The 23,228-nt window shown below is 56.1% G+C and carries 23 protein-coding genes; 5 read left to right on the top strand and 18 right to left on the bottom strand.

Features of this window, described 5'->3' with window-relative positions:
• Positions 1-7: 7 nt before the first annotated feature.
• The 15 genes from murC to ABJ205_RS04025 form a co-directional block, all read right to left on the bottom strand.
• Positions 8-1,432 carry a UDP-N-acetylmuramate--L-alanine ligase gene (gene murC / locus ABJ205_RS04095; protein ID WP_348160677.1) on the bottom strand — a complete coding sequence of 475 codons (1,425 nt, stop codon included), beginning with the start codon at positions 1,430-1,432 and terminating at the stop codon, positions 8-10.
• Positions 1,429-2,649: an undecaprenyldiphospho-muramoylpentapeptide beta-N-acetylglucosaminyltransferase gene (murG, locus tag ABJ205_RS04090; protein WP_348160679.1), complete on the bottom strand. Its 1,221-nt coding sequence runs from the start codon at positions 2,647-2,649 to the stop codon at positions 1,429-1,431. The genes murC and murG overlap by 4 nt, the downstream gene beginning before the upstream one ends.
• The gene (locus tag ABJ205_RS04085) at positions 2,649-3,887 is read right to left on the bottom strand and encodes a putative peptidoglycan glycosyltransferase FtsW (protein ID WP_348160682.1); all 1,239 of its coding nucleotides are present in this window, start codon (positions 3,885-3,887) and stop codon (positions 2,649-2,651) included. The genes murG and ABJ205_RS04085 overlap by 1 nt, the downstream gene beginning before the upstream one ends.
• Complete coding sequence (gene murD, locus ABJ205_RS04080; RefSeq protein WP_348160730.1) at positions 3,884-5,293, bottom strand: UDP-N-acetylmuramoyl-L-alanine--D-glutamate ligase; 1,410 nt, start codon at positions 5,291-5,293, stop codon at positions 3,884-3,886. Before murD ends, ABJ205_RS04085 begins: the two co-directional genes overlap by 4 nt.
• 40 nt (positions 5,294-5,333) lie before the next feature.
• Positions 5,334-6,404 carry a phospho-N-acetylmuramoyl-pentapeptide-transferase gene (mraY, locus tag ABJ205_RS04075; RefSeq protein WP_348160683.1) on the bottom strand — a complete coding sequence of 357 codons (1,071 nt, stop codon included), beginning with the start codon at positions 6,402-6,404 and terminating at the stop codon, positions 5,334-5,336.
• A 9-nt stretch (positions 6,405-6,413) separates the two neighbouring features.
• Positions 6,414-7,898 carry a UDP-N-acetylmuramoyl-tripeptide--D-alanyl-D-alanine ligase gene (gene murF, locus ABJ205_RS04070; protein WP_348160684.1) on the bottom strand — a complete coding sequence of 495 codons (1,485 nt, stop codon included), beginning with the start codon at positions 7,896-7,898 and terminating at the stop codon, positions 6,414-6,416.
• Positions 7,895-9,394 (bottom strand): UDP-N-acetylmuramoyl-L-alanyl-D-glutamate--2,6-diaminopimelate ligase, encoded by a 1,500-nt coding sequence (locus ABJ205_RS04065; RefSeq protein WP_348160685.1) that lies wholly within the window; start codon positions 9,392-9,394, stop codon positions 7,895-7,897. Before ABJ205_RS04065 ends, murF begins: the two co-directional genes overlap by 4 nt.
• Positions 9,391-11,130 (bottom strand): penicillin-binding protein 2, encoded by a 1,740-nt coding sequence (locus ABJ205_RS04060; RefSeq protein ID WP_348160731.1) that lies wholly within the window; start codon positions 11,128-11,130, stop codon positions 9,391-9,393. Before ABJ205_RS04060 ends, ABJ205_RS04065 begins: the two co-directional genes overlap by 4 nt.
• Positions 11,131-11,204: 74 nt before the next feature.
• A complete protein-coding gene (locus ABJ205_RS04055; RefSeq protein ID WP_348160687.1) occupies positions 11,205-11,768 on the bottom strand; it encodes a hypothetical protein in 564 nt (187 codons plus the stop codon).
• Positions 11,765-12,718 (bottom strand): 16S rRNA (cytosine(1402)-N(4))-methyltransferase RsmH, encoded by a 954-nt coding sequence (gene rsmH / locus ABJ205_RS04050; RefSeq protein ID WP_348160688.1) that lies wholly within the window; start codon positions 12,716-12,718, stop codon positions 11,765-11,767. The genes ABJ205_RS04055 and rsmH overlap by 4 nt, the downstream gene beginning before the upstream one ends.
• On the bottom strand, positions 12,715-13,215 hold the full coding sequence (locus ABJ205_RS04045; protein ID WP_348160689.1) for an MraZ N-terminal domain-containing protein: 501 nt from the start codon (positions 13,213-13,215) through the stop codon (positions 12,715-12,717). The genes rsmH and ABJ205_RS04045 overlap by 4 nt, the downstream gene beginning before the upstream one ends.
• A 453-nt stretch (positions 13,216-13,668) precedes the next feature.
• A complete protein-coding gene (locus ABJ205_RS04040) occupies positions 13,669-14,487 on the bottom strand; it encodes a hypothetical protein (RefSeq protein ID WP_348510008.1) in 819 nt (272 codons plus the stop codon).
• On the bottom strand, positions 14,477-14,887 hold the full coding sequence (locus tag ABJ205_RS04035) for a hypothetical protein (RefSeq protein WP_348160691.1): 411 nt from the start codon (positions 14,885-14,887) through the stop codon (positions 14,477-14,479). The genes ABJ205_RS04040 and ABJ205_RS04035 overlap by 11 nt, the downstream gene beginning before the upstream one ends.
• Before the next feature lie 92 nt (positions 14,888-14,979).
• A complete protein-coding gene (locus tag ABJ205_RS04030) occupies positions 14,980-15,990 on the bottom strand; it encodes a cysteine synthase A (RefSeq protein WP_348160692.1) in 1,011 nt (336 codons plus the stop codon).
• An 87-nt stretch (positions 15,991-16,077) separates the two neighbouring features.
• Positions 16,078-16,392: a 2Fe-2S iron-sulfur cluster-binding protein gene (locus ABJ205_RS04025; protein ID WP_348160693.1), complete on the bottom strand. Its 315-nt coding sequence runs from the start codon at positions 16,390-16,392 to the stop codon at positions 16,078-16,080.
• 111 nt (positions 16,393-16,503) lie between these two features.
• On the opposite strand from ABJ205_RS04025, the gene ABJ205_RS04020 reads away from it, so the two are divergent.
• From ABJ205_RS04020 to ABJ205_RS04010, 3 genes are all read left to right on the top strand, one after another.
• On the top strand, positions 16,504-17,121 hold the full coding sequence (locus ABJ205_RS04020; protein ID WP_348160694.1) for a DNA-3-methyladenine glycosylase 2 family protein: 618 nt from the start codon (positions 16,504-16,506) through the stop codon (positions 17,119-17,121).
• A gap of 152 nt (positions 17,122-17,273) precedes the next feature.
• A complete protein-coding gene (locus ABJ205_RS04015) occupies positions 17,274-19,364 on the top strand; it encodes a S9 family peptidase (RefSeq protein WP_348160695.1) in 2,091 nt (696 codons plus the stop codon).
• Positions 19,365-19,450: 86 nt separating this feature from the next.
• Entirely contained in the window at positions 19,451-20,272 is an 822-nt protein-coding gene (locus ABJ205_RS04010) for an SDR family oxidoreductase (RefSeq protein WP_348160696.1), read from the top strand.
• Positions 20,273-20,327: 55 nt separating this feature from the next.
• On the opposite strand, the gene ABJ205_RS04005 is transcribed toward ABJ205_RS04010, so the two are convergent.
• Entirely contained in the window at positions 20,328-20,633 is a 306-nt protein-coding gene (locus tag ABJ205_RS04005; RefSeq protein ID WP_348160697.1) for a 4a-hydroxytetrahydrobiopterin dehydratase, read from the bottom strand.
• A gap of 64 nt (positions 20,634-20,697) precedes the next feature.
• Between ABJ205_RS04005 and ccmA the strand changes: the two genes are divergently transcribed.
• Positions 20,698-21,318 (top strand): heme ABC exporter ATP-binding protein CcmA, encoded by a 621-nt coding sequence (gene ccmA, locus ABJ205_RS04000; RefSeq protein ID WP_348160698.1) that lies wholly within the window; start codon positions 20,698-20,700, stop codon positions 21,316-21,318.
• A complete protein-coding gene (locus ABJ205_RS03995; protein ID WP_348160699.1) occupies positions 21,315-21,965 on the top strand; it encodes a heme exporter protein CcmB in 651 nt (216 codons plus the stop codon). The genes ccmA and ABJ205_RS03995 overlap by 4 nt, the downstream gene beginning before the upstream one ends.
• Here the strand turns inward: ABJ205_RS03995 and ABJ205_RS03990 are convergent.
• Together ABJ205_RS03990 and map are read right to left on the bottom strand one after the other, a co-directional pair.
• The gene (locus ABJ205_RS03990) at positions 21,962-22,360 is read right to left on the bottom strand and encodes a DUF5360 family protein (protein ID WP_348160700.1); all 399 of its coding nucleotides are present in this window, start codon (positions 22,358-22,360) and stop codon (positions 21,962-21,964) included. The genes ABJ205_RS03995 and ABJ205_RS03990 overlap by 4 nt on opposite strands.
• Before the next feature lie 36 nt (positions 22,361-22,396).
• Positions 22,397-23,224 carry a type I methionyl aminopeptidase gene (map, locus tag ABJ205_RS03985; RefSeq protein ID WP_348160701.1) on the bottom strand — a complete coding sequence of 276 codons (828 nt, stop codon included), beginning with the start codon at positions 23,222-23,224 and terminating at the stop codon, positions 22,397-22,399.
• Between the last annotated feature and the right edge of the window lie 4 nt (positions 23,225-23,228).

The raw sequence follows: 23,228 nt of genomic DNA, 5'->3' as shown, positions 1-23,228 counted from the left end.
TGCGCGCTCATGCGTTTCTGATCGCTGAAATAGCGCCTCCAAGGCCTGCCGCCCATTTCGTAATGTCACCTGCGCCAAGGCACACGATGATATCTCCGGATGCTATTTCCTGCGCTAGAGCGGCGGCAAGCTCGCTTTGGCTGCCGGTTGTCCGCGCAGAACGGTGTCCTCGCGAAACAAGGCCGCCAGCGAGTGCGTCTGCATCCACGCCTTCGATCGGCTCCTCACCCGCTTCAAAAACCGGGGTCACAAAAACCATATCGGCCTCGTTAAAGCAGCTTTGGAAATCATCCATCAGATCACGCAACCGGGTATAGCGGTGCGGCTGTGCAACTGCGATGACGCGGCCTTTCGGTACTGCTTCGCGCGCCGCTTCGAGAACAGCCTTAATCTCAACAGGGTGGTGGGCATAATCATCAATCACCGCGACTGAGCCGCCATCGACCTCAATACTGCCAACCTTGGTAAAGCGGCGGCGCACTCCGCCAAATCCGCCAAAGCCTTCGCGGATAACGTCATCGCCGCAGCCCATCTCAATTGCCACCGCAATTGCCGCTAGAGCGTTTTGGACATTGTGACGGCCCGGCATTGGAAGGTGCACACCTTCAATCCGGCGGTCTTCTTCGCCGCGCTGACGCACGATCACATCGAAGGTGTTACCGCCATCAGAGGGCTGAACATTGACGCCGCAAATGTCTGCTTGAAGCGAGAAGCCATAAGTCACAACCTTGCGGTCGCGCACTTCGCCAATGACGGCCTGAACTTCTGGGTGATCTACACAAAGGATCGCCGCGCCATAAAAGGGGACGTTGTGAATGAACTCAACATAGGCGCGCTTGACCCCGTCGAAATCACCATAATGATCGAGGTGTTCGGGGTCGATATTGGTGACGACTGCGATGGTGCCATCTAACCGAAGGAAGCTGCCGTCACTCTCATCAGCTTCAACCACCATCCAATCGCTATCGCCCAAACGCGCATTGGAGCCATATTGCTCAATAATCCCCCCATTGATGACGGTGGGGTCAACTTGACCCTTGTCCAAAAGGCTTGCGATCATTGAAGTGGTGGTGGTTTTGCCGTGCGTGCCCGCCACCGCAACTGTGGATTTGAGGCGCATCAGCTCGGCCAACATTTCAGCGCGGCGCACCACAGGAATACGCTGCTCTAAGGCCGAGGCCACCTCTGGGTTGGTCCGGCGCACAGCGGTCGACGTCACAACAACCGCCGCACCTTCAACATTCTCTTTGGCGTGGCCGATATGCACAGTGATGCCGCGCGCTCGTAAACGCTCTAAGCTGGGCCCTTCGGCAATATCGCTGCCCTGTACACGGTAGCCAAGGTTGCACATAACCTCAGCAATGCCGGACATACCAATCCCGCCGATACCGACGAAGTGGATTGTTCCAATATCGGTTCCAACGCCCTTCACGCTGCTGCATCCTTAGAGCTATCGCGCGATGCGGCTTGAGTTTTGGTCGCGTCGGTCGCCGCTCTAGGAGCGCCCTCACCCACACGGATGACGTCCATCAAGTCAATACCGCCCATGCTTTCAACAAGGTCTGCAAGGTCCTTAGCAGCTTTGGGACGGCCGCAATTCCATGACCCGTGGGCCGCATTCGCAAGGCTGGCCGGGTTTTGTGCTAGGGCTTGGATTTGCTTGGCGAGCTCTTTGGGCGTGAACTTGTCCTGGCGGATCATCCGGGCACCGCCCGCCTTTGCAATCTCATCCGTGTTAGCAGCTTGATGATCATCGGTCGCAATTGGCAATGGAACAAGGATTGCCGGACGTCCGACCGCCGTCAATTCAGCAATGGTCGATGCGCCTGCGCGCCCAATAAACAGATGTGTGTCTGCAAGCCGTTCATGCATATCCACAAAATAGGTGCCAAGCTCTGCCGGGATGTCGTGGTTCGAATAGCGCTCGCGCACGGCGTTCAAATCTTCTGCGCGGCATTGCTGCGTCACTTGAAGCCTTGAGCGTAGCGCTGGGGGAAGCATCGCGAGCCCATCGGGAACCACTTCGGAAAGCACGGTCGCACCTTGGGAGCCGCCCGTGATGAGAACCCTCAAAAGCCCTTCTTCCGTAAGAGCGGGGAAATCCTCATCTCGAAGGGCAAGCACCTCTTCGCGCACGGGATTGCCGACAAGATGAACCTTATCGGCATATTTGAGTTTTAAGCGGGAAACCTCAGGGTATGAGGTGGCAATCGCGTCCACTTTGCGCGCCAATAAGCGGTTCACACGGCCAAGCACCGCGTTTTGTTCGTGCACCACGCTCGGCAGATTTACCGAACCTGCTGCAAGCAATGCGGGAAATGCCGGGTATCCGCCAAAACCGGCAATCGCGGAAGGCTCAAAGGTTTCAAAAAGACGCATCGCCATACTGCGTCCTTCGAGGATCGATCGAACACCGCTCACCCATTTCAAAGGGTTCTTGCCAATGCGGCCCGCAGGCAAAACATGGGCTGTCAAAAACTCAGGCTTGCCCGGAATATTCGCCCCGCGCTCGTCGGTGATAAGGGCCACATGGTGCCCACGCGCGTGCAACTCTTCTGCCAAAGCAAAGGCCGGGATCAGGTGCCCACCTGTCCCACCTGCTGCCAAAACAAAGTGGCGGCTTGCGCCTGTGGGTGTCTCGCTGCTCATCAAAATGCTCTCGGCTTACTTTCAGCCCCAGAACGCCCAAGCAGGCCTTTTAGACCCGGCTTTTCGCGCTCTAGGAAAGGGTTACGGCGCGTAATCGCTAAGAGCAGTCCAAGGGTTAGGCAAATCGCAAGAGTGGATGATCCCCCGTAACTTACAAGGGGGAGTGTCATGCCCTTTGATGGGAACAGTTGGAGGTTTACCGCCATGTTGATGAAAGCCTGTCCGCCAATGAGCGTAGCAAGGCCAGCAGCTGCGAGCACAGCAAAGAGGTTTTCTTCATTCACCAGCCGCACGAGCGCGCGTGTAATGATGGCCACGTATAGGACCAGAATGACCGCGCAGGCGAGCAGGCCAAACTCCTCACCAATGACGGAAAAGATGTAATCGGTATGCGCCTCGGGCAATTGCATTTTGCGCGTACCCAGCCACAATCCGCTTCCTGTCCAACCACCAGATGTAAGAGTGCGTTCGGCAAGATAAACTTGGTCGTAGGCCGTGCCGCCGCCAAGGAAACTATCGATGCGGTAACGCGCATTGTCATAAAAGAAATAGGCCGCCGTCAGTCCGCCAATTCCAGCGCCAACCAATGCGCCCATCTTGGCAAGTGAGACGCCCGACAAAAGGACAAGCACGAACCACACGCCGCCAAACAGAATGGTTGCACCAAGGTTGGGTTGAAGCATCAAAAGCGCAGCTACCAAAACCATCGCTAGCGTCGCATAACCCAGCACAGGCAGGCTTTGGTCTCGCATCCGCCACGACAACATCCATGCCAGTAGGATTGCAAATCCGGGCTTCAAAAATTCAGAGGGCTGCAAGGACATGCCGACATTAAGCCACCGGCGTGCGCCGTTCTTTTCCTCGCCAATTATAGGCACAAGTAGGAGCAAGAAAAGCATGACCACGGCAAGGAGAATTCCCAGCCTTCGTGCATCCTCACTGCTCAAAAACGAAGCGCCAAGGATGATGCCAAGACCCATCACTTGAAACACAATATGGCGTTTAAGAAAGGCGAATTCGTGGACGCCATACTGCTTACCGCCCGCAGGAGAAGCCGCAGCAACAGCAATCGTCCCCAGAACCATCAGCAAAATGACGAGACCCAAAAGCACCTTATCAATTTCGCGCCACCAGATGAGCACACGGTCAGCAAATCCGCGCCTTACGGCAACCGGCGCATGGAAGCGCGCGTCACCGCGAACCGAATTCACATTAGTGCCGTTTGTTGTAAGGCTCATGCAACCTCGCCCTTAATATAATCTGCATCGGTCACGGGGAATTCTGCGGGTTCGCAATCGCCTTCGTCGGCAATCACACCAACTAGCTTGCGAAAATGGTCGCCCCGGTTTTCATAGTCGCGAAATTGATCGAAGCTGGCGCAAGCTGGGCTGAACAAGACAACATCGCCCGGTCGCGCAGCTTTGCGCGCACGGGCAACTGCTTCGCAAACAAGTTCACATCGTTCAACATTGGGCACCTGCCCGTCAAGAAGATCGGCAAAACGCGGACCTGCTTCGCCAATTGTGTATGCAGCCGCGATATTGGGCAGCATTTGTTGGCACGCGCCAAGGCCATCTTCTTTGGCAAGTCCGCCCACAATCCAATGCACGCGCCTCGCGCCATCGCGGATATCACCAATCGGCGGATAAGCGGCAAGCGCAGGTGCCGACGAGGCCGTGTTGGTCGCCTTGCTGTCATTGACGAAGGTGACGCCGTGTTCTTCGCACACAAGCTCCATTCTGTGCGGTAGGCTGCGGAAACGTTTGAGCGCGTGTCGCCATTGCGTAGGTGCAACCCCAAGCTCTTCGACAATTGCAACCGCAACTGCTGCGTTTTCGAGATTGTGCGGCCCCTGAAGGCTTGGCCATTCGTGTTGGCTGCCGGCGAGAGCGTTAAGATCAGCGGCCACCGCACGGTCTTCTTCGCGGCGGACGCTTTCCGCCTGAAAGATCGCGCCTGCGGGCGCTTCAAGTGAACCGAACACCGCAAGGCCGCCCTCGCTTTGCATTGAGAACAGGCGCGCTTTGGATGCGGTATAGGCGGCAAAGCCATCATAGCGATCGAGGTGATCTGGTGTGATGTTGGTCAATGCGGTCACTTCGCAGTCGAGTTCTTGCGACAAGTCGATCTGGTAGCTGGAAAGCTCAAGCACATAGACGCCTGTGCCATTTGCATTGGGGTCAAGCGCCTTTTGCCCCATGATCGGCTCACCAATGTTCCCGCCAAGTAGTGTTGGAAGACCAGCCATTGTCAGAATATGATGGATAAGAGCCACAGTCGTCGACTTGCCATTGGTGCCCGTCAAACCCACCACGCGGTGCGCTGGCAAGTCACCGCGAGCATATGCGAACAGCTCAATATCGCCAATAATGGGCACGCCGAACTTGGCCGCATGATCTGCGATAGGGTGCCTGTTCAAGGGCACGCCGGGTGAAACCACAAGACCATCGAACCCAGTCAAATCCATCTCTAGCGGATCGGCGACTTCGCACCGACCCACGAATGGTGCGCGCGCCACATCCTGCCTGTCCCACACGGTCACTTTCGCGCCGCTTGCCAGCAACGCCTCAGCCGCAGCCGCACCGGAACGCGCAAGCCCAAGCACGCTGTAGGATTTGTTGGAAAAGGCGGTTTTCGATATTATCACGTTACGGCTGTATTTCACCAACTGAAGGGGTTGCAGGCTACCTCAATTTGAGGGTGGAGAGACCGATCAAAGCAAGCACAATTGCGATGATCCAGAACCGGATCACGACCTTGCTTTCCGACCATCCTAATTGTTCGAAATGGTGGTGGATCGGGGCCATACGGAACACCCGCTTGCCAGTTCGTTTGAACCAAAAGACTTGAACGATCACTGAGACGGCTTCGAGAACGAAAAGCCCCCCGACAATGGCAAGGACTACTTCATGGTGAGATGCCACTGCGATGGCTCCCAACGCCCCGCCCAAAGCTAGGCTTCCAGTGTCGCCCATAAAGACCGCCGCCGGGGGCGCGTTAAACCAAAGGAAGGCTAGCCCCCCTCCCATTATTGCTGCGCAAAGGATCACAAGCTCACCTGCACCAGCCACATGGGGAATACCGAGATATTCGCTAAAGTCGGGACGTCCCACAAGGTAAGCGATAATCGCAAAAGTGCCACTCGCGATGATCACCGGCATGATCGCAAGGCCATCAAGCCCATCTGTTAGGTTCACCGCATTGCCTGCGCCGACCATTACAAAAGCCGCAAAGACATAATAGAGTGGGCCCAAAGGGATCTCGACCCCGGAGAAAAACGGAATGTAGAGATTGGTGTTGATCTGACCGACGATGATATAGCTCGCAAGACCCGCCACGGCAAACTCCAACAGGAGCCGAATACGACCGGAAAGCCCAGCATGACTGTTCTTAGTCACTTTGTCGTAATCATCAACGAAACCGATAATACCAAAGCCAAGCGTCACAGCCAAACATGCCCAAACAAACGGATTGCTAAGGTCCATCCAAAGAAGCAAGGAAACCGCTAGCGATACCAGAATGAGCAAGCCGCCCATTGTCGGTGTGCCGCGTTTGGCAAGGTGACTTTGCGGGCCATCTTCGCGGATCGGTTGGCCTTTACCTTGCCGCACACGCAGCATATTAATCATCCGAGGGCCAATAATAAGGCCAAGAACCAATGCCGTCATCAACGCTGCGCCAAAGCGGAACGTTTGATACCGTACAAGGTTCAATGCGCCTTCATATCCTAACCATTCTGCAATCCAATAGAGCATTCAGATCCCTCAGTTTTCCCCGTTAGAGGCTTTGCTCGTGTAATGTGTGACGAGTTTTCCTAGGCCCATGAAGTTGGACCCCTTGACCAATACAACATCGCCATTTGTGAGACCGAATTTACCAAGCCTCGTAGTGGCCTCTTCGGTATCTGCGCAATGTTCGAAACTGGGGACGAATCCAAGCGATTTCGCCTGCCTTCTGCTCAGCTCAGCTGCTAAATTGCTCATTCCCTCGCCGACGAGGATGAGATGGTCAATGTTCGCATCGACAATCGGTTCAGCCAATTGCTCGTGAAAGCGCTCGAAAAATTCACCCAATTCGCCCATTGTACCCAGCACTGCCACACGGCGAAGAGCAGGTGTTTGTCCAAGACCTTTGAGAGTTGCCCGCATGGATGCAGGGTTAGCATTGTAGCTTTCATCAATCATCAGCGCGGTTCCGCCCGGCACATCAACATTGTGCCGTGCGCCGCGGCCTTTCAGCCCGCCCATCTCACCAAGTGCAAGACCCGCGGAACCCAAGTCGCCGCCTGCCGCGCGAACGGCTGCGATAACTGCGAGGGAGTTGGAGACCCAGTGATCTCCGGGCTCTGCAACCGTGTAGCAAAGACGCGCGTTTTCATCGGCTGGACCAAGCTGCGCTGTGACGAGCGATCCGCCATTGGCGACAGGAATTGCATCAATCAGACGCACATCGGCATCATTGCTGCGGCCGAAGGTCACAATCTTCACGCCCATCGCTTTGGCGTTTGCAACCATGCGAGGGGTATAGTCGCTGTCCGCCGGAATAATGGCAGTGCCGCCTGGCATTAGCCCCGTAAAGATTTGCGATTTTTCGTCCGCAATCGCCTCCATACTGCCCAGATTTTCTATGTGAGCAGGGGCAATTGTCGTAATGAGAGCTACATGCGGACGCACATGATCTGACAAAGGCGCAATCTCGCCCTCGTGGTTCATGCCCATCTCAAACACGCCAAATTTCGCGCGCGCTGGAAGGCGAGCGAGGCTGAGCGGTACGCCGACGTGGTTGTTATAGCTGCGCACGCTGCGATGTGCAGCGCCGCGGCTGGACCGGTCGAGCGATGCAAAGATCGCCTCTTTAACCCCGGTTTTGCCAACTGACCCCGTAACACCAATGCGTACAGCGTCTGCTCGCTCGCGGGCGTAGTGCGCAAGAGCATGAAGCGCCTCGCTCGTGTCTTCCACCAGCACATGCGGGTAATCAACCGGGCGGTCTACGATTGCTGCAACTGCGCCCTTGGTGAAAGCAGCAGGCAGGAATTTGTGCCCGTCCATCGCCTCGCCTTTAAGAGCGATGAAGAGGTCGCCGGGCCTCACATCACGGCTGTCCATTTCGACGCCTGATGCTTGGAATTGGTGGCTCGCCTTGCCGTCTGTCGCAGCCTCAATCGAGGCTGCATCCCACAAAGCAAGCGGGAGTCCATCGCGCGGATCGGCGGGCCAGTTGCGCAAAAGAGCGTGTGCTGACTTCATCCTGAAACCCCACTTTGAGCCGGAACAGCCGCACATTCACGCGCCACTTCCACATCGTCGAACGGCAAAACCTGCATTGTCTCTCCAGATCCGATTATCTGTCCTTGCTCATGGCCTTTTCCAGCGATGAGAATGATGTCGTTTGCACTCGCTTCGGCAATCGCCGCTGCGATAGCCTCGCGCCGTCCTGCGATAGAGCGCACATGATCCGCTCTCTTCGCGCCCGCAAGCACGGCAGCACGGATATCCGCAGGCGTTTCGCCGCGCGGGTTGTCGTCGGTGACGATGGCAAGGTCGGCATGACGCGCAGCCACTTCGCCCATCGGCGCGCGCTTTCCTGTATCGCGGTCACCACCTGCGCCGAACACAACGATCAGGCGACCGTCTGTTCCGACATGCGGTCGAAGTGCAGCGATTACTGCCTCTAACGCATCGGGTGTATGAGCATAATCGACATAAGCCGGCGCGCCTGATGTGGTGATGCAAGCCCGCTCCAACCGTCCACGAACAGGCTGAAGGCGCGAGATGGCGTCAAACACTTGGCCAACGTCGGCACCGCTCACAATTGCTAGCCCTGCCGCAACAAGAGCATTGGCCGCCTGATACGCACCGATCAACGGGAGCTTTACAGTGCGAATTGATCCTTGATGCTCAATTTCAAGCATCTGACCGAGCTGGCTCGCCTCACGGGCAACAAGGCGTAAACTGTCGCCGCGATCACCCACGGTAAACGTGTTAAGGCCGCCCGCTTTTGCGCTCGCAATAGCGCTTAACGTCCATTCATTCTTATCGTTGCCATGCCAGATTACCGCGTGGCCACCGGATTCGACCACTTCGGCGAAAAGGCGCATTTTGCACCCGAAATACTCTTCCATCGTGCCATGATAATCGAGGTGGTCGCGGCTAAAATTTGTGAAGGCTCCCGCGCTCACGCGTAGCCCTTCATTGCGGTACTGCGATAGGCCGTGGCTTGACGCTTCGTATGCAACGTGGGTCACACCCTCTCGCGCCAAACCACTCATGTTACTAAGAAAAGTGACGATATCGGGAGTGGTAAGGCCGGTGGAAACACTGCCATCGGGCGTGGTCACACCAAGCGTCCCTATACTCGCTGAACGTTCACCGCACATACGCCAGATCTGGCGTGTCATTTCCGAAACACTGGTTTTACCATTGGTGCCCGTCACTGCGACGATTGTGCCGGGAACGGGCGTAAAGAAGCCCGCTGCCATCTGTGCAAATGTCTGACGTGGTTCGTCGCTCGCGATATGCAGCGCGCCTTCAACTTTGGCCTCAGGCGAAGCGATCACGGCAACCGCTCCTGCCTCAACAGCGGCCGGGATGAAATCCTCCGCGTTGAACTTTGCGCCGCGAAATGCGCCGAACACCGTGCCGGGTGCGACTTTGCGGTGATCAATGGCAAAACCGGTGACGGACGTATCCGCACCGGCATCAACTTCAAATCCCGCCTGTTCAATGAGCGCCCCCAGCTTCATCGGCGGCCCTCGACCAGATAACGAAGATCCGAGATATCGACGTCGCGATTGGCATCTGGCCGCACGCCGAGCATCGGGCCGATCCGTGGGACAAGCTCCTTGACGATGGGCGCCGCGTTAAAGGCGGCGGTACGTTGAGCCCGCGCTGCGATTGTCGCGCGCGGTTCGTCAAGAACCGTCACCACCACATAACGCGGACGGTCCATTGGGAAAGCTGCGGCGAACGATGTGATAAGCGAAGTTTGGCGATACCCGCCCCGCCCAGCTTTCTCCGCCGAACCCGTCTTACCGCCAACACGGTATCCTGGTGCATCCGCGCTGCGCCCTGTGCCATACATCGCGATCATACGCAGCATTTGTCGCATTCGCGAAGAGGTCGACGCCTTGAACACGCGCTTGCCCTTGGGCGCGTCACCCGCTTCTATTTTCCGCAAGGTCGCTGGCCGCCAGAGCCCGCCATTGACCATCGCAGCATAGGCATTCGCGAGATGCAGCGGCGTCACCGCGATCCCATGACCATAACTAACCGTCATATTGGTGATGCGCGACCATTTGCCATTGGGCAATTCTTGCGGCCAAAGCGGCCGGCCCTTCGCCTGAAGTTCAATCTGAGGACGCTCATTCATTTTGAGGTCGAGCATGACCTTGCGCATAGTCTCTTCGCCAAGCGTATCGGCCACACGCGCGGTCACAGTGTTAGAGGAATAGACGAGGCTTTCCGGCACGTTCAGCGTTGCACCTTTAGAATGGAGATCGCGGATCTGGCGGCCAGCGATCTCAACATTGGATGCATCCCATTCCTTGCGAAGGTTGCGAACGACACCACCGTCAATTGCCGCCGCAATCGTGATAGGCTTAAAGGTCGAACCAAGCTCGTAAACGCCGTTGGTTACGCGGTTGTAGATATTGGGCGAACGGTGCGCGTCCGACAGGTTTGGATCAAACGCAGGCAGCGACGCCATCGCCAGAACCTCGCCGGTATCCACATCTAAGACAATGCCAGCTGCACCTTTTGCATCGGTTGCCAGCATGCCCTTGCCAAGCTCATCCTCGAGCGCACCTTGCACGCGAAGATCAAGCGAAAGGGGCACAGGTTCACCGCGCATGTCAGCGGAGGACAGTTGCTCATCCAGCACCTGCTCCATACCGAAGGCACCTTCGTTTTTACCCTCATCATTCTCGCGCACAAAGCCCAATACGTGAGCACCAAGGAGCCCTTGGGGGTAATGCCGATCAAACTCGCGAGGCACTTCGAGAGCAATCTCACCCAGATTCATGACCTTGTTTGCGTCTTCTGGAAGAATACGACGAAGGACATAACCGCCGCGCTCCGATGAAAGAACGCGAATGGCCCGCGCCACATCTATATCAGGGAAGATGATCTTTAGCTCTGCGGCAACCTCGGCGGGTTTTTTTATCAACGGCGCACCATCATCGCCCATGGCTTTGGGGTTGAACCAGAGGGCGTAGGCAGGAAAATTGCGAGCAAGCGGTGTACCGTTACGATCGGTGATTTCGCCGCGCGGTGGCAGCAGCGCCTCTGTCAGACTTGGCTGTGTCGGGGCAGAACCGACAAACCCAAGATATCCCACCCTAAAAAGGGCGATCACGGCCACGAGCGCAAAACACCCCATCAAAAGGAGCAGGCGGCTGCGAGCAATAACCAGAAACGATGAACGCCGGTGCGCTGAGTGAATACGACCTGCAGGAGCGACGACTTCTAAGCTCGGTTGCATGTCATCTGGATCGACACCGAGAAAACTCCTTGCGCGCGGCTGTGTCCCAAGCCCTCCGGAAAGGGCCAGCGTATTCATTGAGATACCTCACTTAGGAGGACCGCTGGATCTGCACCGCCGGATGCCGGAGTTTGCGCATTGGCAGGTCGGATCGGCGATGCATCTGTCAGAAACTCGCCAAAGGCATCAGCAAAGATCGCGCCTGCATCTTCACCTGCATTGGCAGAAGCAAGCGTGACCGGCTCCCCTGTCACAGGTGAACGCATATCTTTGGGGCCCATATCGGCGGCAGACAGCTCTGCACGCGCCACGCGAATAGGAGCAGGCGCATCAGGGCGATCGTCTTGGCCAAGACTAGCAAGCTGACGATTGCTCTCAAGATATTGATCAGCGCGAGGCGCCTTATATCCAAGTTCAATCGTGTTCCATTCGGCCAATTGACGCTGACTTGCACGGGTTTGAAATTCCGTTTCCAGCATTAAAACATCGCGCTCGAGCGAAATAATCTCCCGCTCGGCAAGCAACACTTCACTGCGCACGGTTTGCACTTGCAAGCTTAGCAAAGCGAACAAGGCGACACACACGACCAACACCGCCGCCCAGCCGATCTGACGAATGCGAGAACCAGATGCGATCATGTCGATGTCCTTTCTTGGGCTGGGGCAGAAGTGCGAATGGCGTGACGTAAAATGGATGAACGAGCGCGGGGATTGCGGGCAATTTCCGCTTCGGAAGGCCGGATTGCCTTAGACACCTTGGTGAATGTTGGAGGAGGTCCGGGGATCTCGCCGGGCAAGTGGCGTGAAACGGCTCTTCCAGCACCAGACGCCTGTTTGAAGAAGCGTTTGACCAAACGGTCCTCAAGGCTATGAAAGCTGACCACGGCAAGCGCGCCACCTTCTTTCAAAAGCAATTCAGCAGCCGCGAGACCAGCGCGTAGCTCGCCCAACTCATCGTTCACATGAATGCGCACCGCTTGGAAGCTACGGGTTGCAGGGTCTTTCTTATCATGTGGCTTGTGCCCCAAAGCGCGGCGCACCACACGGGCAAATTCGCCAGTTGTTTCTAGCGGCCGCGCAGCCACAATTGCGCGGGCAACGCGGCGCGACTGTCGCTCTTCCCCATACTGATAAAGCACATCAGCAATCGCGCCTTCATCTGCGGTATTGAGAAAGTCTGCTGCGCTTTCCCCCTCTTGACTCATGCGCATATCGAGCGGGCCATCGACGCTAAAGGCAAAGCCGCGCGCCGCCTGATCCAATTGCATGGAGGATACGCCAATATCCATGACAACCGCATCCACTTGCGGAACGCCGATACGCTCCATCTCCTCACGCATTTGAGCAAAACGTTCCGGGTGAAGGGACAATTGCCCGTCAAATTCAGCAATCATCGCCTGACCATCGCGGATCGCATTGGGATCACGGTCGAATGCATAAACGCGTGCACCGCCAACCAGTAAGGCGCGCGAATAGCCGCCTGCTCCGAAGGTCGCGTCGATGATAGACATATCTTTGGCCGGAGCGAGAGACGCCACAACTTCGTCAAGCAAAACAGGAATATGAGGCGCGATTGCAGAAGGGGTCACTTCTTGCCTACTTTCGCCGCTACCTTGGCCATTTGCGATTTACACGAAGCCTTCGCGCCGCGGAAATCATTGCCCATCTGCTCAAGCTCTTCGGGCTTCCAAACCATGAAGAATTTACCAGAGCCGTGGAAATAGAGACCGTCGCCCGCGAGATCGAGGTCGCGGAATTGCTCAGGCATAACAAAGCGGCCTGAGTCATCGAAAGGCACCTGCTCGAACCCATAAAGCTGGCCAGCACGCGCATCAGGATCAAAATCCGCGTCACCCATACGAATGGCGCGCTCTTCTTCTTTTTCAAGCTGCTCGTCGAATTCATCGACGCGGCTAAGGCCAAATCCGATCAGGCAGTTGTAGCGGTCATGCACAGTAAGGCAGAGCGTCTTGGAACCGCCAGAGCTTTCCTTGACGGCTTTACGGAACGCAGGGGGCAAGACATAACGACCCTTATCGCCGGCTGGCGAAAAGGCTTGTCCGTTATATCTTTGCGGCAATGCCACGGCCTCATCCCTCTCCCTTTTGCGTGAAGAGGGCCACCCAGCCTCCCGTCACACATTTCGTCACGCCTGCAGTCACACAGCGCCACTCAAACAGGCCGATCAGTCACGACTTACCCGCCACCACCTCCGCGCGAACGGGGGCAGCGCGCCAGCTGAAATCAGTGACGCGGGGCAATACGGCTTGTTTGATGGAGGCCAGACATATCGAGGAAGACGACAACTGGGAAGGGCTTTTCTAGGGATTTCACGGGATTAAACGGTAAATAACTGTTTAACATATATTTTTCAGTTGTAAATTCTGATGAGAACCTGTTGAACCCGCTAAGGACTTCCCCCTATTCTCCCTGAAAATCGCGTGATTTCCGCCTGATTCCCCAAATTTCCCGCGCATTTACCTATCGGTCGATCAGCGAAACGTGCTGCTCCCGCATTATCCCCAAAGCGCGGAAAAGGTCACTCAGTTTCGAAAGCGAAACGAACAAGTGCCTGTATTGCATCATTTCTTATTGCATGATTTCTTGATGACGCTTCTTGATGTTCATGGCCGTGTCCCCCATCGGGCAAATCCCCCTTGAAGACCTCCGCATCGGCAAGAATCGTCAATCGCCCTTCGCCAAGAAGGCACCGCGCCATCACGCCATCGCCAAAGAGTTGGCAATCGCTATGCGTTCCCGGAATTTCCCAAAGTTCTCCGGTCAACGCCAATGGGATGGAATTGTCCCTCAGAACAAGGCTACGAAGATTGCGAGGCTGCGCCTCATCAAAACGCAGTTCCAAACCCCACCGCGCCAACACAGGCGGAATAAGTGTCGTTTCAACCGGACGGCGCGGGTCGCCAAGAGGCAAGGGATAGTGCCCGTTCAAAAACGGATCGAGCACAAGCAGGAGTTGCCCTCCTCCCCTTACCCATTCATCGAGCGCAACATTGTCGGTTGGTGTCAAAACGCGCGGTTGGATCACCGCGAGAAAATCGAGCTCCGACAACGGCTGCACTTCTGGTTCATCTGCCGTAAGGCCTGCGATCGGAGACAGCGTGTCGAGAAGCACCAATTCGTAAGATTGCTCAAATGCGCTGGGCTGTGCAGGAACGGCGGCCTCTCCCGAGGCAAGCGCGCCAAAATCGGCATCAACCGGCCAATAAAGCGGCATGCTCGTCATGAGGCCCAATTGAGGTTTAGGCCCTTGATCTTGCGCAACACGGTCACGTGATGGCTCACCACTGCACGCCGCCAATAAGCCGGTTGCAAGAAGTAAGCCCGCGCTATTCTTCAAGTGTAGCATCAGAGGGCAGTGATCCGTCTTCGCCAGACTCTACATCTTCAACAGATTGATCTTCAGAAAGGCCATCGGTTGGACCTTGCGTTGCATCGGACACGGGCTCTGCTGGAATATCTGGGACGATTCCAGCATCTGCAAGTGGATCGCTTTGCTGCGGCGCCTCGACGGGCTCTGTTGTTGGAGCGGCCTCTGGAACGGAGCCTTCTTGGGTAAGATTCGCCTGATTGCCGATAATCGTTGCAAGGCCGATCAAAAGCACCATCGAACCAAGCCCAAACAGCCCAATTTGCAAGCGCTGAGTGGCTTCCGCCTTCGTCCCGCCCAAGGGTGCGCCTTCGGGCACTGCATCACCTTGCGCCGCGTCGATATGAGCTTGGATTTTTCCACCGTTCATAGAACGTGCTTAGCGTTCAAACCTAAGCCTGTCGATTGAAACGCAGAGCCATTTGACGCGCAAACCCAACCGATCAGCCGCATGCCGCTGCCTTACTGGTCAAGCCAATCGAACACAGGCAAACCTTTTTCCTCCAACCATTTTGCATTGTAAAGCGTTGAAAGATAACGGAACCCTGTATCGCAAAGCACGGTCGCGACTTGCGGGTTTTCGTGGCCGTCTGCGACCAGCTGTTTGCCAAGTTCAACCGCGCCTGCGACATTGATTCCGCTTGAAAGCCCTAAGCACATGCCCTCTTCGCGCAAAAGCTGCTTGACCCAATCCATGCCAACTTCGTCTGAAATGCGGAACTGCGTATCAATTGGCGCGCCTTCAAGGTTTGCCGTAATACGCCCCTGCCCGATACCTTCTGCGACAGATGAACCTTCGGATTTCAACTCTCCAGTCGCGTAATAACTATAGAGCGCGGCCCCGTGTGGATCAGTCAGAGCAATGCGGATGTCAGCGTTTTTCTCTTTCAAACCCATGCCAACGCCGGCGATCGTGCCGCCTGTGCCTGCTGCGCAGGTGAAACCTAAAATCTTGCCGTCGGTCTGCTCCCACAGCTCCAGAGCGGTCCCTTCGATATGGGCACGGCGGTTGGCAACATTGTCGAATTGCCCCGCCCAAATCGCGCCATCGACCTCTTCAGCCATTCGGCGCGACACGTGCTGGAAGTGGTTTTGGTCGGCGTATTTGGTCGGTGGCACCAAAACCAGCTGAGCGCCCAATGCCCGCAGCGTGTCCATTTTCTCTTTCGACTGATTGTCAGGCATGACGATGATCGTCTTGTATCCCAGCGCATTCGCCACCAGAGCGATACCAATGCCGGTGTTGCCAGCGGTGCCTTCAATAACCGTGCCGCCGGGCTTCAAATCTCCGCGCGCCTCAGCATCGCGGATCATATAAAGCGCCGCGCGATCTTTTACCGAAGAGCCGGGATTGGCAAATTCGCACTTGCCCCAAATGTCGCAGCCGGCTGCATCGCTGGCCCCTTTGAGGCGTACAAGCGGGGTGTTGCCGATAAGCGAAAGCGTATCGCCGTATGGTTTTGTGATGTTCATAAAGTGCAAATTAGGGGGAGCAACGTCCCCCCGCAATCAAGATAAACCTTCAAGCGCTTCAGATAGTCTTCGCTATCAGTCCGCGTATCAGTCTTCTGGTGCAATCGTTATCTTCATTCCATCAAGGACTGGCGCAAGCGCAATCTGACATGACAGGCGCGACGTTTCTTTGCGGTGGTCTGAAGACTCGAGCAGATCATCTTCGTCTTCGCTCATCACTGGTACTTCGCCCGGAGCCTCATCCACATAGACATGGCACGTTGCGCAAGAACAGCAACCACCACACAGAGCCAGCAATTCGTCAAAGCCATTGTCGCGCACCGCTTCCATAACGGTCAGGCCTTCTTCGACTTCGATTTCGCTGGTTTCGCCGTCGCGGTTGGTGACGATTAGCTTAGGCATGGTGCGTTAGTCCTTATTGTAGCCTGATTGAGCGCAAGAATGCGCTCTTGGTTCTTTGTCGCGATCAGCTAGGTATTTCTGGTGTGGTTGGCAAGATGAAAGGAAACTTACGTGGGTCTGAGCGCTGACATTTTAAAGGCCGAACTGGACGCTGTGGCTGCAAAGGATGCGCGAGTTGGCGAAGAGCTGACCCGCATCGGCTATCCCGAACCGCGCATTCGGCCAACGGGTTATAAAACCATGTTGCGGACCATCGTGGGCCAGCAAGTGTCAGTTGCAGCCGCCACCAGTATGTGGGGCAAACTTGAGGCAGAATTGGGTGAGGAATTCACAACCTCCTGCCTGTTGAAGCGCGATTTCGATACGCTGAGGGCCTGCGGTCTTTCCCGCCAAAAACAAGGCTACGCCCGGTCCCTTTGTGAGCTGGTCGAAGCGGGTTCAGTTGATTTCGATGCCCTGCCCCAAGACGACGAAGAGGCGATCGCTGAACTCACCCTAGTAAAAGGGATTGGCCGATGGTCGGCAGAGATTTATCTGATGTTCGCAGAGGGTCGCACCGACATCTGGCCAGCAGGCGATCTAGCCGTGCAAGAGGGGGTGAAACGCCTGCTCGATATCGAAGAGCGCCCCAAGGAAAAGGAATGCCGTACCCTAGGCGCCCCCTGGGCCCCGCACCGCTCCAGCATGGCGCTTTTCACGTGGCACTTCTATGCCAATCCGGCGCTTTAGTGGTTGCGGCAGACCCGGCGTCACCGCGTCTCAGACCAAGCGCCCATGACATCCGACGAAGCGCACTTGTACCCTCCTCTCCTACGTGTAGTATTCGCATAATACACGTAGGGACCGTTTTCTAAATCTTGAAACTCAATGGAAGGCCTATCATGTCTGCACTCTCGAAATCTGCAAAGCTGCTTGCCACTACTGCGGCAGCTGCGCTGCTTACTCTTCCGGCGATGACAACCGCGAACGCGCCCAGCGCTGAGCCCCAAGCTGCACACAATGGAACACATATGACGAACACAGCTGAGACCACCCCTCTGATCCCGCGCAATGCGTTGTTTGGGAACCCTACACGCGCAGGCGGCCAGATCAGCCCTGACGGCTCCATGCTCAGCTGGCTCGCGCCTAAAGACGGCGTGCTCAATGTGTGGGTGACGACGCGCGACAAACCCAACACGGGCAAGGTCATCACCAGCTCCACCGATCGGCCCATCCGTCAATATTTCTGGGCACCTGATGGCAAGAGCATCATGTATGTTCAGGACAAGGGTGGTGATGAGAACTTCCTGCTCTATCAAATCGACCTCGACACGCTTGAAGAAAAGACACTGACCCCGTTTGAAAACACCCGCATTCAGGTCGTCGGCACATCAGAAACGATCAAGGACAAAGTCCTGCTTGGCATCAACAACCGCAATCCGCAGTTCCACGATGTCCATATGCTCGACATCACAACCGGCGAGTTGACGCTTGTTTATGAAAACAATGGCTATGCCGGGTTTATGGCCGATGACACGCTGACTTTGCGCATGGCGATGCGTCAGAATGCAGAAGGTGGTACGGACTACTTCAATGTTGATGGTAATACCGTCGCAGCAGAAGCGTTTGAATCGACCGAGATGGAAGATTCGCTGACGACCACTCCGGCTGGATACACAACGGACGGGTCAATCCTCTATTGGCTCGACAGCCGTGGTCGCAACACTGCTGCTTTGTTTGCACAAGACACCGCAACCGGCGCAAAAACCATGATTGCTGAGGACGATAAGGCGGACCTTGGCGGGACGATCCGCGATCCAAAAACCGGCGTGGTTGAAGCCTATTCGGTCAACTATCTGCAAAACAAATGGACCGCGATTGATGAAGATCTTGGCGCGGCTTTTAACTGGCTAGACGAACGTCTCAATGGCGATTTTGGCATCTCTAGCCGAACCGATGATGACCGCACCTGGATTGTCTGGAACGACCCTCTGACGGCATCGACCGCGACCTACATCTATGACCGTGATGCAGAAACGCTCACCCCGTTCTACACCACACGGCCAGAGCTTGATGGCATGCCGTTGCAACCGATGCATACGCGTGAAATCAAAAGCCGCGATGGTCTCACCCTGCCCTCATATCTGACTCTGCCTGTGGGGAGCGATAGCGATGGTGACGGCAAGCCTGATGAAGCGGTGCCTATGGTACTGCTCGTCCACGGTGGCCCATGGGCGCGCGACGATTACGGGTTCAATTCCCTGCACCAAATGCTCGCTAACCGCGGCTATGGCGTGCTTTCGGTGAACTTCCGGGGCTCGACCGGATTTGGCAAAGACTTCCTCAATGCTGGCAATCTTGAATGGGGCCTCAAGATGCATGACGACCTTATCGATGCGACCGATTGGGCGATCAATGAAGGCATTGCGATCGAAGACAAGGTCGCCATAATGGGCGGGTCTTACGGCGGATATGCGACGCTTGCTGGCCTGACTTTCACACCCGACAAATTCGCGTGCGGCGTTGATATCGTTGGCCCATCCAACCTTGAAACCCTGCTTGAAACCATTCCGCCTTATTGGGCGCCTTTGGTAAAGCTGTTCCACACCCGCATGGGTGATCCGAACACCGAAGAAGGGCTCGCGCTGCTTAAAGCGGCAAGCCCGCTCCATAAAGCAGACCAGATCGTCAAACCGCTTCTTATCGCGCAAGGTGCAAATGACCCCCGCGTCAAACAGGCAGAAAGCGATCAAATCGTGGGTGCGATGAAGGAGGCGGGGATCCCTGTCACTTATGTTCTCTACCCTGACGAAGGTCACGGATTTGCAAAGCCGACGAACTCGATCTCTTTCTTTGCTGTTGCTGAAAACTTCCTGTCGGAATGCATCGGCGGACGGTCTGAACCTCTTGGTGAGGTGCTGGCTCCGTCAACCGCTGAGATCGTAGAAGGTGCTGAACATGTAAACGGCCTTGAGGGTGCGCTTGGCGGCTAAACCACAGCGTATTTCGCCAAATTGCTGACAAATGGATCGCCCGGGAGTACGTCTCGGGCGATTTTGTTTTGGGAGAGAGCACGCAAATGAGCACGGGATCAGGCACAAAGCGCCACATTTTCATCACTGGCGGCGCATCGGGCATTGGCCGCGCTGTAGCGATTTATTTCGCCGCGCGCGGTTGGTTTATCACCGTCACCGATGTTAATGCAACGGGTCTTGAGGAAACGCTTGCGCTGATCGAAGGCGACGCCAAGCACTCTCACCAGCTCGACGTGCGTGACCGCGACGCTTGGGATGTGGCGCTAAATTCCGCAAACCACGCTGCGGGCGGGCGTATTGATGTCATGTTCAACAATGCCGGGATTGGCACAGGCGGCGCGATTGCCCAGCTTGAAAAGGCAGAAATCGACGCCTGCCTCGACATAAATTTGCGCGGCGTCCTTTATGGAGCGCAGGCGGTCTATCCATACTTGCAAAAAACCGCTCCTAGCTCGGCTTTGGTAAACACGGCGAGCGCTGCTGGCATCACGGGCGGCTCGGGTATGAGCGTATATTCAGCAACCAAGTTTGCTGTGCGCGGTATAGCAGAGAGCTTAGACGCAGAATGGGCACCTGACGGGATCAAAGTTTCTTCCATTTGCCCCAGCTTTATCGAAACACCTTTGCTCGATGGCACTGGTCACCGAGGCGAGAACGAGCAAATCCGCAACCGTGTGCTCGAAGCAGGGCTTGAGATTACTCCGGTTGAAGAGGTTGCGAAGACCGTTTGGGACGCCGTGCATGGCGATGATGTGCATTACCTTGTTGGCAAGACGGCCAAGCGGATCAATTTTGCTAAGCGTTGGATGCCGGGCCGCGTTCGCAAACAACAGCGCGATGCCTCAAGCTTGCTTGGCGGGAATTAACGGCCCAGCACTTAGCGCGTAAAAGGCACGTTTTCCTCCTTTTGACACGGCGCTTTTACACCAAAGCGTCAATCGCTCGTGCCATTTTTCCATCGCGAATTGAAAGCCCGCCGCCATTGTTTCCGGCATCATGCGTAGTCAGCGTGATTTCAACCTTGGCGTACACATTGAACCATTCAGGATGGTGATCTTGTGTCTCTGCAAGAAGCGCGACACGGCTCATAAAGCCCCAAGCCTCGCTGAAGTCACCAAATTGAAGGGTTCGCGAAATCGCCTTGTTTTCCCGGGCAAGCTCCCACTCAGGATGGTCTTTCAGCAGCTGCTCGACTTCGTCTTGGGTAAGCTCAGGAACATTGACCATGGTGAGGGGGAACCTTCATCTATTGTGTTGTGAGTGGAGACGCTTTTGCCTAACGCTTTGCGCGATGCAAGTGCAACTCCCTTCGCCCAAACTGGCTGCAACCAACCTAGCGTGCCGACGCGGCGATAGGCTGTTGTTTCGCAAATTGAGTTTTGCGCTTGAAGGCGGACAGGCGCTGCATATTACCGGGGCCAATGGCACCGGCAAGACAACCTTGATGCGGTGCCTCGCTGGGCTGACAACGCCCTTTGCCGGCGGAGTAGAGCGTGCTGAGAACCTCGGCCTTCTGGACGAACGCCCTGCCCTCGACCTTGACCAACCCTTAGGCAAAGCCTTGGGCTTTTGGAACGCACTTGATGGCGGAGCTGATCCGGCTGAGGCGCACGATAAGCTTGGTTTGCGCGGCCTATTGGAAGTGCCGGTGCGTTATCTTTCGACAGGGCAACGCAAGCGCGCGGGCCTTGCCGCCCTGATGGGACGAAGCGTGCAGACCTGGCTTTTGGATGAACCATTGTCCGGTCTCGATACCGCCGCGATTGAGACGGTGACGCAGTTGATTGAGGGCCATGTGAAGTCGGGCGGCATTGCGCTCATTGCCTCCCACCAACGGCTTGATATCGAAGGACTGCAAACGCTTGAGCTGGGTGATTTTGCTCCCTCCCACCAGTTGGAGGAGGAGGAATGATCGGGACGCTCCTCAAACGCGATCTTGCCAAATTCTTCCCCTTTGCTGGAGGCGGGGCGAGCCTACCGGTGATGTTCTTTGTTGCGGTCGCCATGCTTTACCCCTTTGCGGTGGGGCCAGACGTCAACATCCTCTCGCGCACAGGCGGCGGGGTTGTGTGGATTGCCGCTTTACTCGCAGCGATCTTGCCGCTCGAAAAACTGGTGGGACAAGATATTGAGCTGGGCTTCTTCGACCAGCTGCGCCTTCGCGGCCTCACCGAAGAGTTGATGATGGCGGTGCGCTTGGTGGCACATTGGCTTAGCTTTGGCCCGCCGCTGATCCTGGCGACATTCCCGGCGGCTGCGTTGCTGGCTATCGACAGCCCGACTTTGCATTTGCTCTTACTCGGCCTTCTTGCAGGGACACCGGGATTGGCCGCGATTGGCCTGATGATCGCCGCCCTCACCGCCAGCCTTCGCGCAGGCGCAGCATTGTCAGGGTTGTTGATGGTGCCATTGGCGCTGCCGATACTGATTTTCGGCGCAGGCGCGCTTGCGAGGCAAGACGGCGCAAGCTTGGGCTTTGTGGCGGCGATAAGCTTGGGATTGGTCGCGATGGCCCCGTTCGCTGCGGGGGCTGCGATTAAGGCAGCGCGGGAGGTCTAATCGGTCTCCACTCGCGATAACTGCCACAGGAAAGGTAGAGGCCAAAGCATCAAGAAGAGATTGGGCACCCACCAGGTTGGATCGAAGTCCTGGACGAGCACCCAGTAGCTAATTGCCATGAGGCCAGCGCAATGGGTCAATGTCAGCGAAACAATAGCCCAGACGCGCCATGTGGGATCACCCAACCTCTCAAGCCGCAAAGCCCACAAGCCAGTAACTGCAAAGATCACATCAAGCGGCATGAAAGACCAATTCCACGCAATTACACGCGGGTCATGATAATCTTTAAAGAGGTATTCACCGGGGATATCGAGGATCGCAAGCGCCATCATAGCGGTCACGACCCAATATCCGATCATCCCGATATCGGTGACCCGCATCAAGACACGCCGCATCACTTTTTCCTCAATTTTAGGGAATTCAACCTGCGCTTAATAAGGCGGCTTATCCCGACCTGTCGGGCTCTTCGTAAAGATCTCAGTGCCGTCTTCGGTGATGGCTAAAGAATGCTCAAACTGCGCGGATAGGCTCTTGTCACGGGTCACGGCGGTCCAACCATCGTTGAGAACTTTGGCCCATGGTTTGCCAAGGTTGATCATCGGCTCGATAGTGAAGAACATGCCGGGTTTAAGCTCTGGTCCGGTACCCGCTTTGGCAGCATGAACCACTTCGGGTGCGTCGTGAAACAGGCGGCCCAATCCATGGCCACAAAATTCGCGGACCACGCCGTAACGAAATTGTTTGGCATGGGCCTCAATCGCAGCACCAATATCGCCCAGCCGCGCGCCCGGCTTACCCGCCGCTTCGATGCCCAGCATCAAGCATTCATAGGTTACGTCGACCAATCGTTTGGCCTTGATCGAAGGTTCGCCAGCAAAAAACATACGGCTCGTATCGCCGTGCCAACCGTCCAACAAAGGAGTGACATCGACGTTCAGAATATCGCCCTCTTTAAGAATCTTAGAGCCCGGAATGCCGTGGCAAATCACATGGTTGATCGAGATACAGCACGAATGAGTATAGCCGCGATAGCCAAGGGTTGCAGGTACAGCGCCTTCATCCAAGGTCATCTCGCGAACGCGGTCATCAATGCTTGCCGTGGTAATCCCCGGTTCAACCATATCAGCGACCTCATCAAGGATGGTCGCAGCAAGACGGCCAGCGGCGCGCATGCCTTCAAAGCCTTCTTCGGTATGTAGCTTGATCGTACCGTCACGGTAAACGGTGTCATTGCTTTTCACGAGTTGGTATTCAGTCATGGGC

The sequence above is a fragment of the Erythrobacter sp. genome (assembly GCF_039988855.1).
Taxonomy (GTDB): domain Bacteria; phylum Pseudomonadota; class Alphaproteobacteria; order Sphingomonadales; family Sphingomonadaceae; genus Erythrobacter.
The sequence above is the reverse complement of the archived record's forward strand: the minus strand, read 5'-3'. Positions and strand labels throughout refer to the sequence as shown.

What these genes read in the sequence shown, in the direction of transcription:
- ABJ205_RS04085 (WP_348160682.1), bottom strand. Translation starts at nt 3,887, where the DNA reads ATGAGCCTTACAACAAACGGCACTAATGTGAATTCGGTTCGCGGTGAC.
- ABJ205_RS04055 (WP_348160687.1), bottom strand. Translation starts at nt 11,768, where the DNA reads ATGATCGCATCTGGTTCTCGCATTCGTCAGATCGGCTGGGCGGCGGTG.
- murF (WP_348160684.1), bottom strand. Translation starts at nt 7,898, where the DNA reads ATGAAGTCAGCACACGCTCTTTTGCGCAACTGGCCCGCCGATCCGCGC.
- ABJ205_RS04060 (WP_348160731.1), bottom strand. Translation starts at nt 11,130, where the DNA reads ATGCAACCGAGCTTAGAAGTCGTCGCTCCTGCAGGTCGTATTCACTCA.
- map (WP_348160701.1), bottom strand. Translation starts at nt 23,224, where the DNA reads ATGACTGAATACCAACTCGTGAAAAGCAATGACACCGTTTACCGTGAC.
- ABJ205_RS03995 (WP_348160699.1), top strand. Translation starts at nt 21,315, where the DNA reads ATGATCGGGACGCTCCTCAAACGCGATCTTGCCAAATTCTTCCCCTTT.
- murG (WP_348160679.1), bottom strand. Translation starts at nt 2,649, where the DNA reads ATGAGCAGCGAGACACCCACAGGCGCAAGCCGCCACTTTGTTTTGGCA.
- ABJ205_RS04030 (WP_348160692.1), bottom strand. Translation starts at nt 15,990, where the DNA reads ATGAACATCACAAAACCATACGGCGATACGCTTTCGCTTATCGGCAAC.
- ABJ205_RS04065 (WP_348160685.1), bottom strand. Translation starts at nt 9,394, where the DNA reads ATGAAGCTGGGGGCGCTCATTGAACAGGCGGGATTTGAAGTTGATGCC.
- ABJ205_RS04005 (WP_348160697.1), bottom strand. Translation starts at nt 20,633, where the DNA reads ATGGTCAATGTTCCTGAGCTTACCCAAGACGAAGTCGAGCAGCTGCTG.
- ABJ205_RS03990 (WP_348160700.1), bottom strand. Translation starts at nt 22,360, where the DNA reads ATGCGGCGTGTCTTGATGCGGGTCACCGATATCGGGATGATCGGATAT.
- ccmA (WP_348160698.1), top strand. Translation starts at nt 20,698, where the DNA reads ATGCAAGTGCAACTCCCTTCGCCCAAACTGGCTGCAACCAACCTAGCG.
- ABJ205_RS04015 (WP_348160695.1), top strand. Translation starts at nt 17,274, where the DNA reads ATGTCTGCACTCTCGAAATCTGCAAAGCTGCTTGCCACTACTGCGGCA.
- ABJ205_RS04010 (WP_348160696.1), top strand. Translation starts at nt 19,451, where the DNA reads ATGAGCACGGGATCAGGCACAAAGCGCCACATTTTCATCACTGGCGGC.
- mraY (WP_348160683.1), bottom strand. Translation starts at nt 6,404, where the DNA reads ATGCTCTATTGGATTGCAGAATGGTTAGGATATGAAGGCGCATTGAAC.
- ABJ205_RS04035 (WP_348160691.1), bottom strand. Translation starts at nt 14,887, where the DNA reads ATGAACGGTGGAAAAATCCAAGCTCATATCGACGCGGCGCAAGGTGAT.
- ABJ205_RS04025 (WP_348160693.1), bottom strand. Translation starts at nt 16,392, where the DNA reads ATGCCTAAGCTAATCGTCACCAACCGCGACGGCGAAACCAGCGAAATC.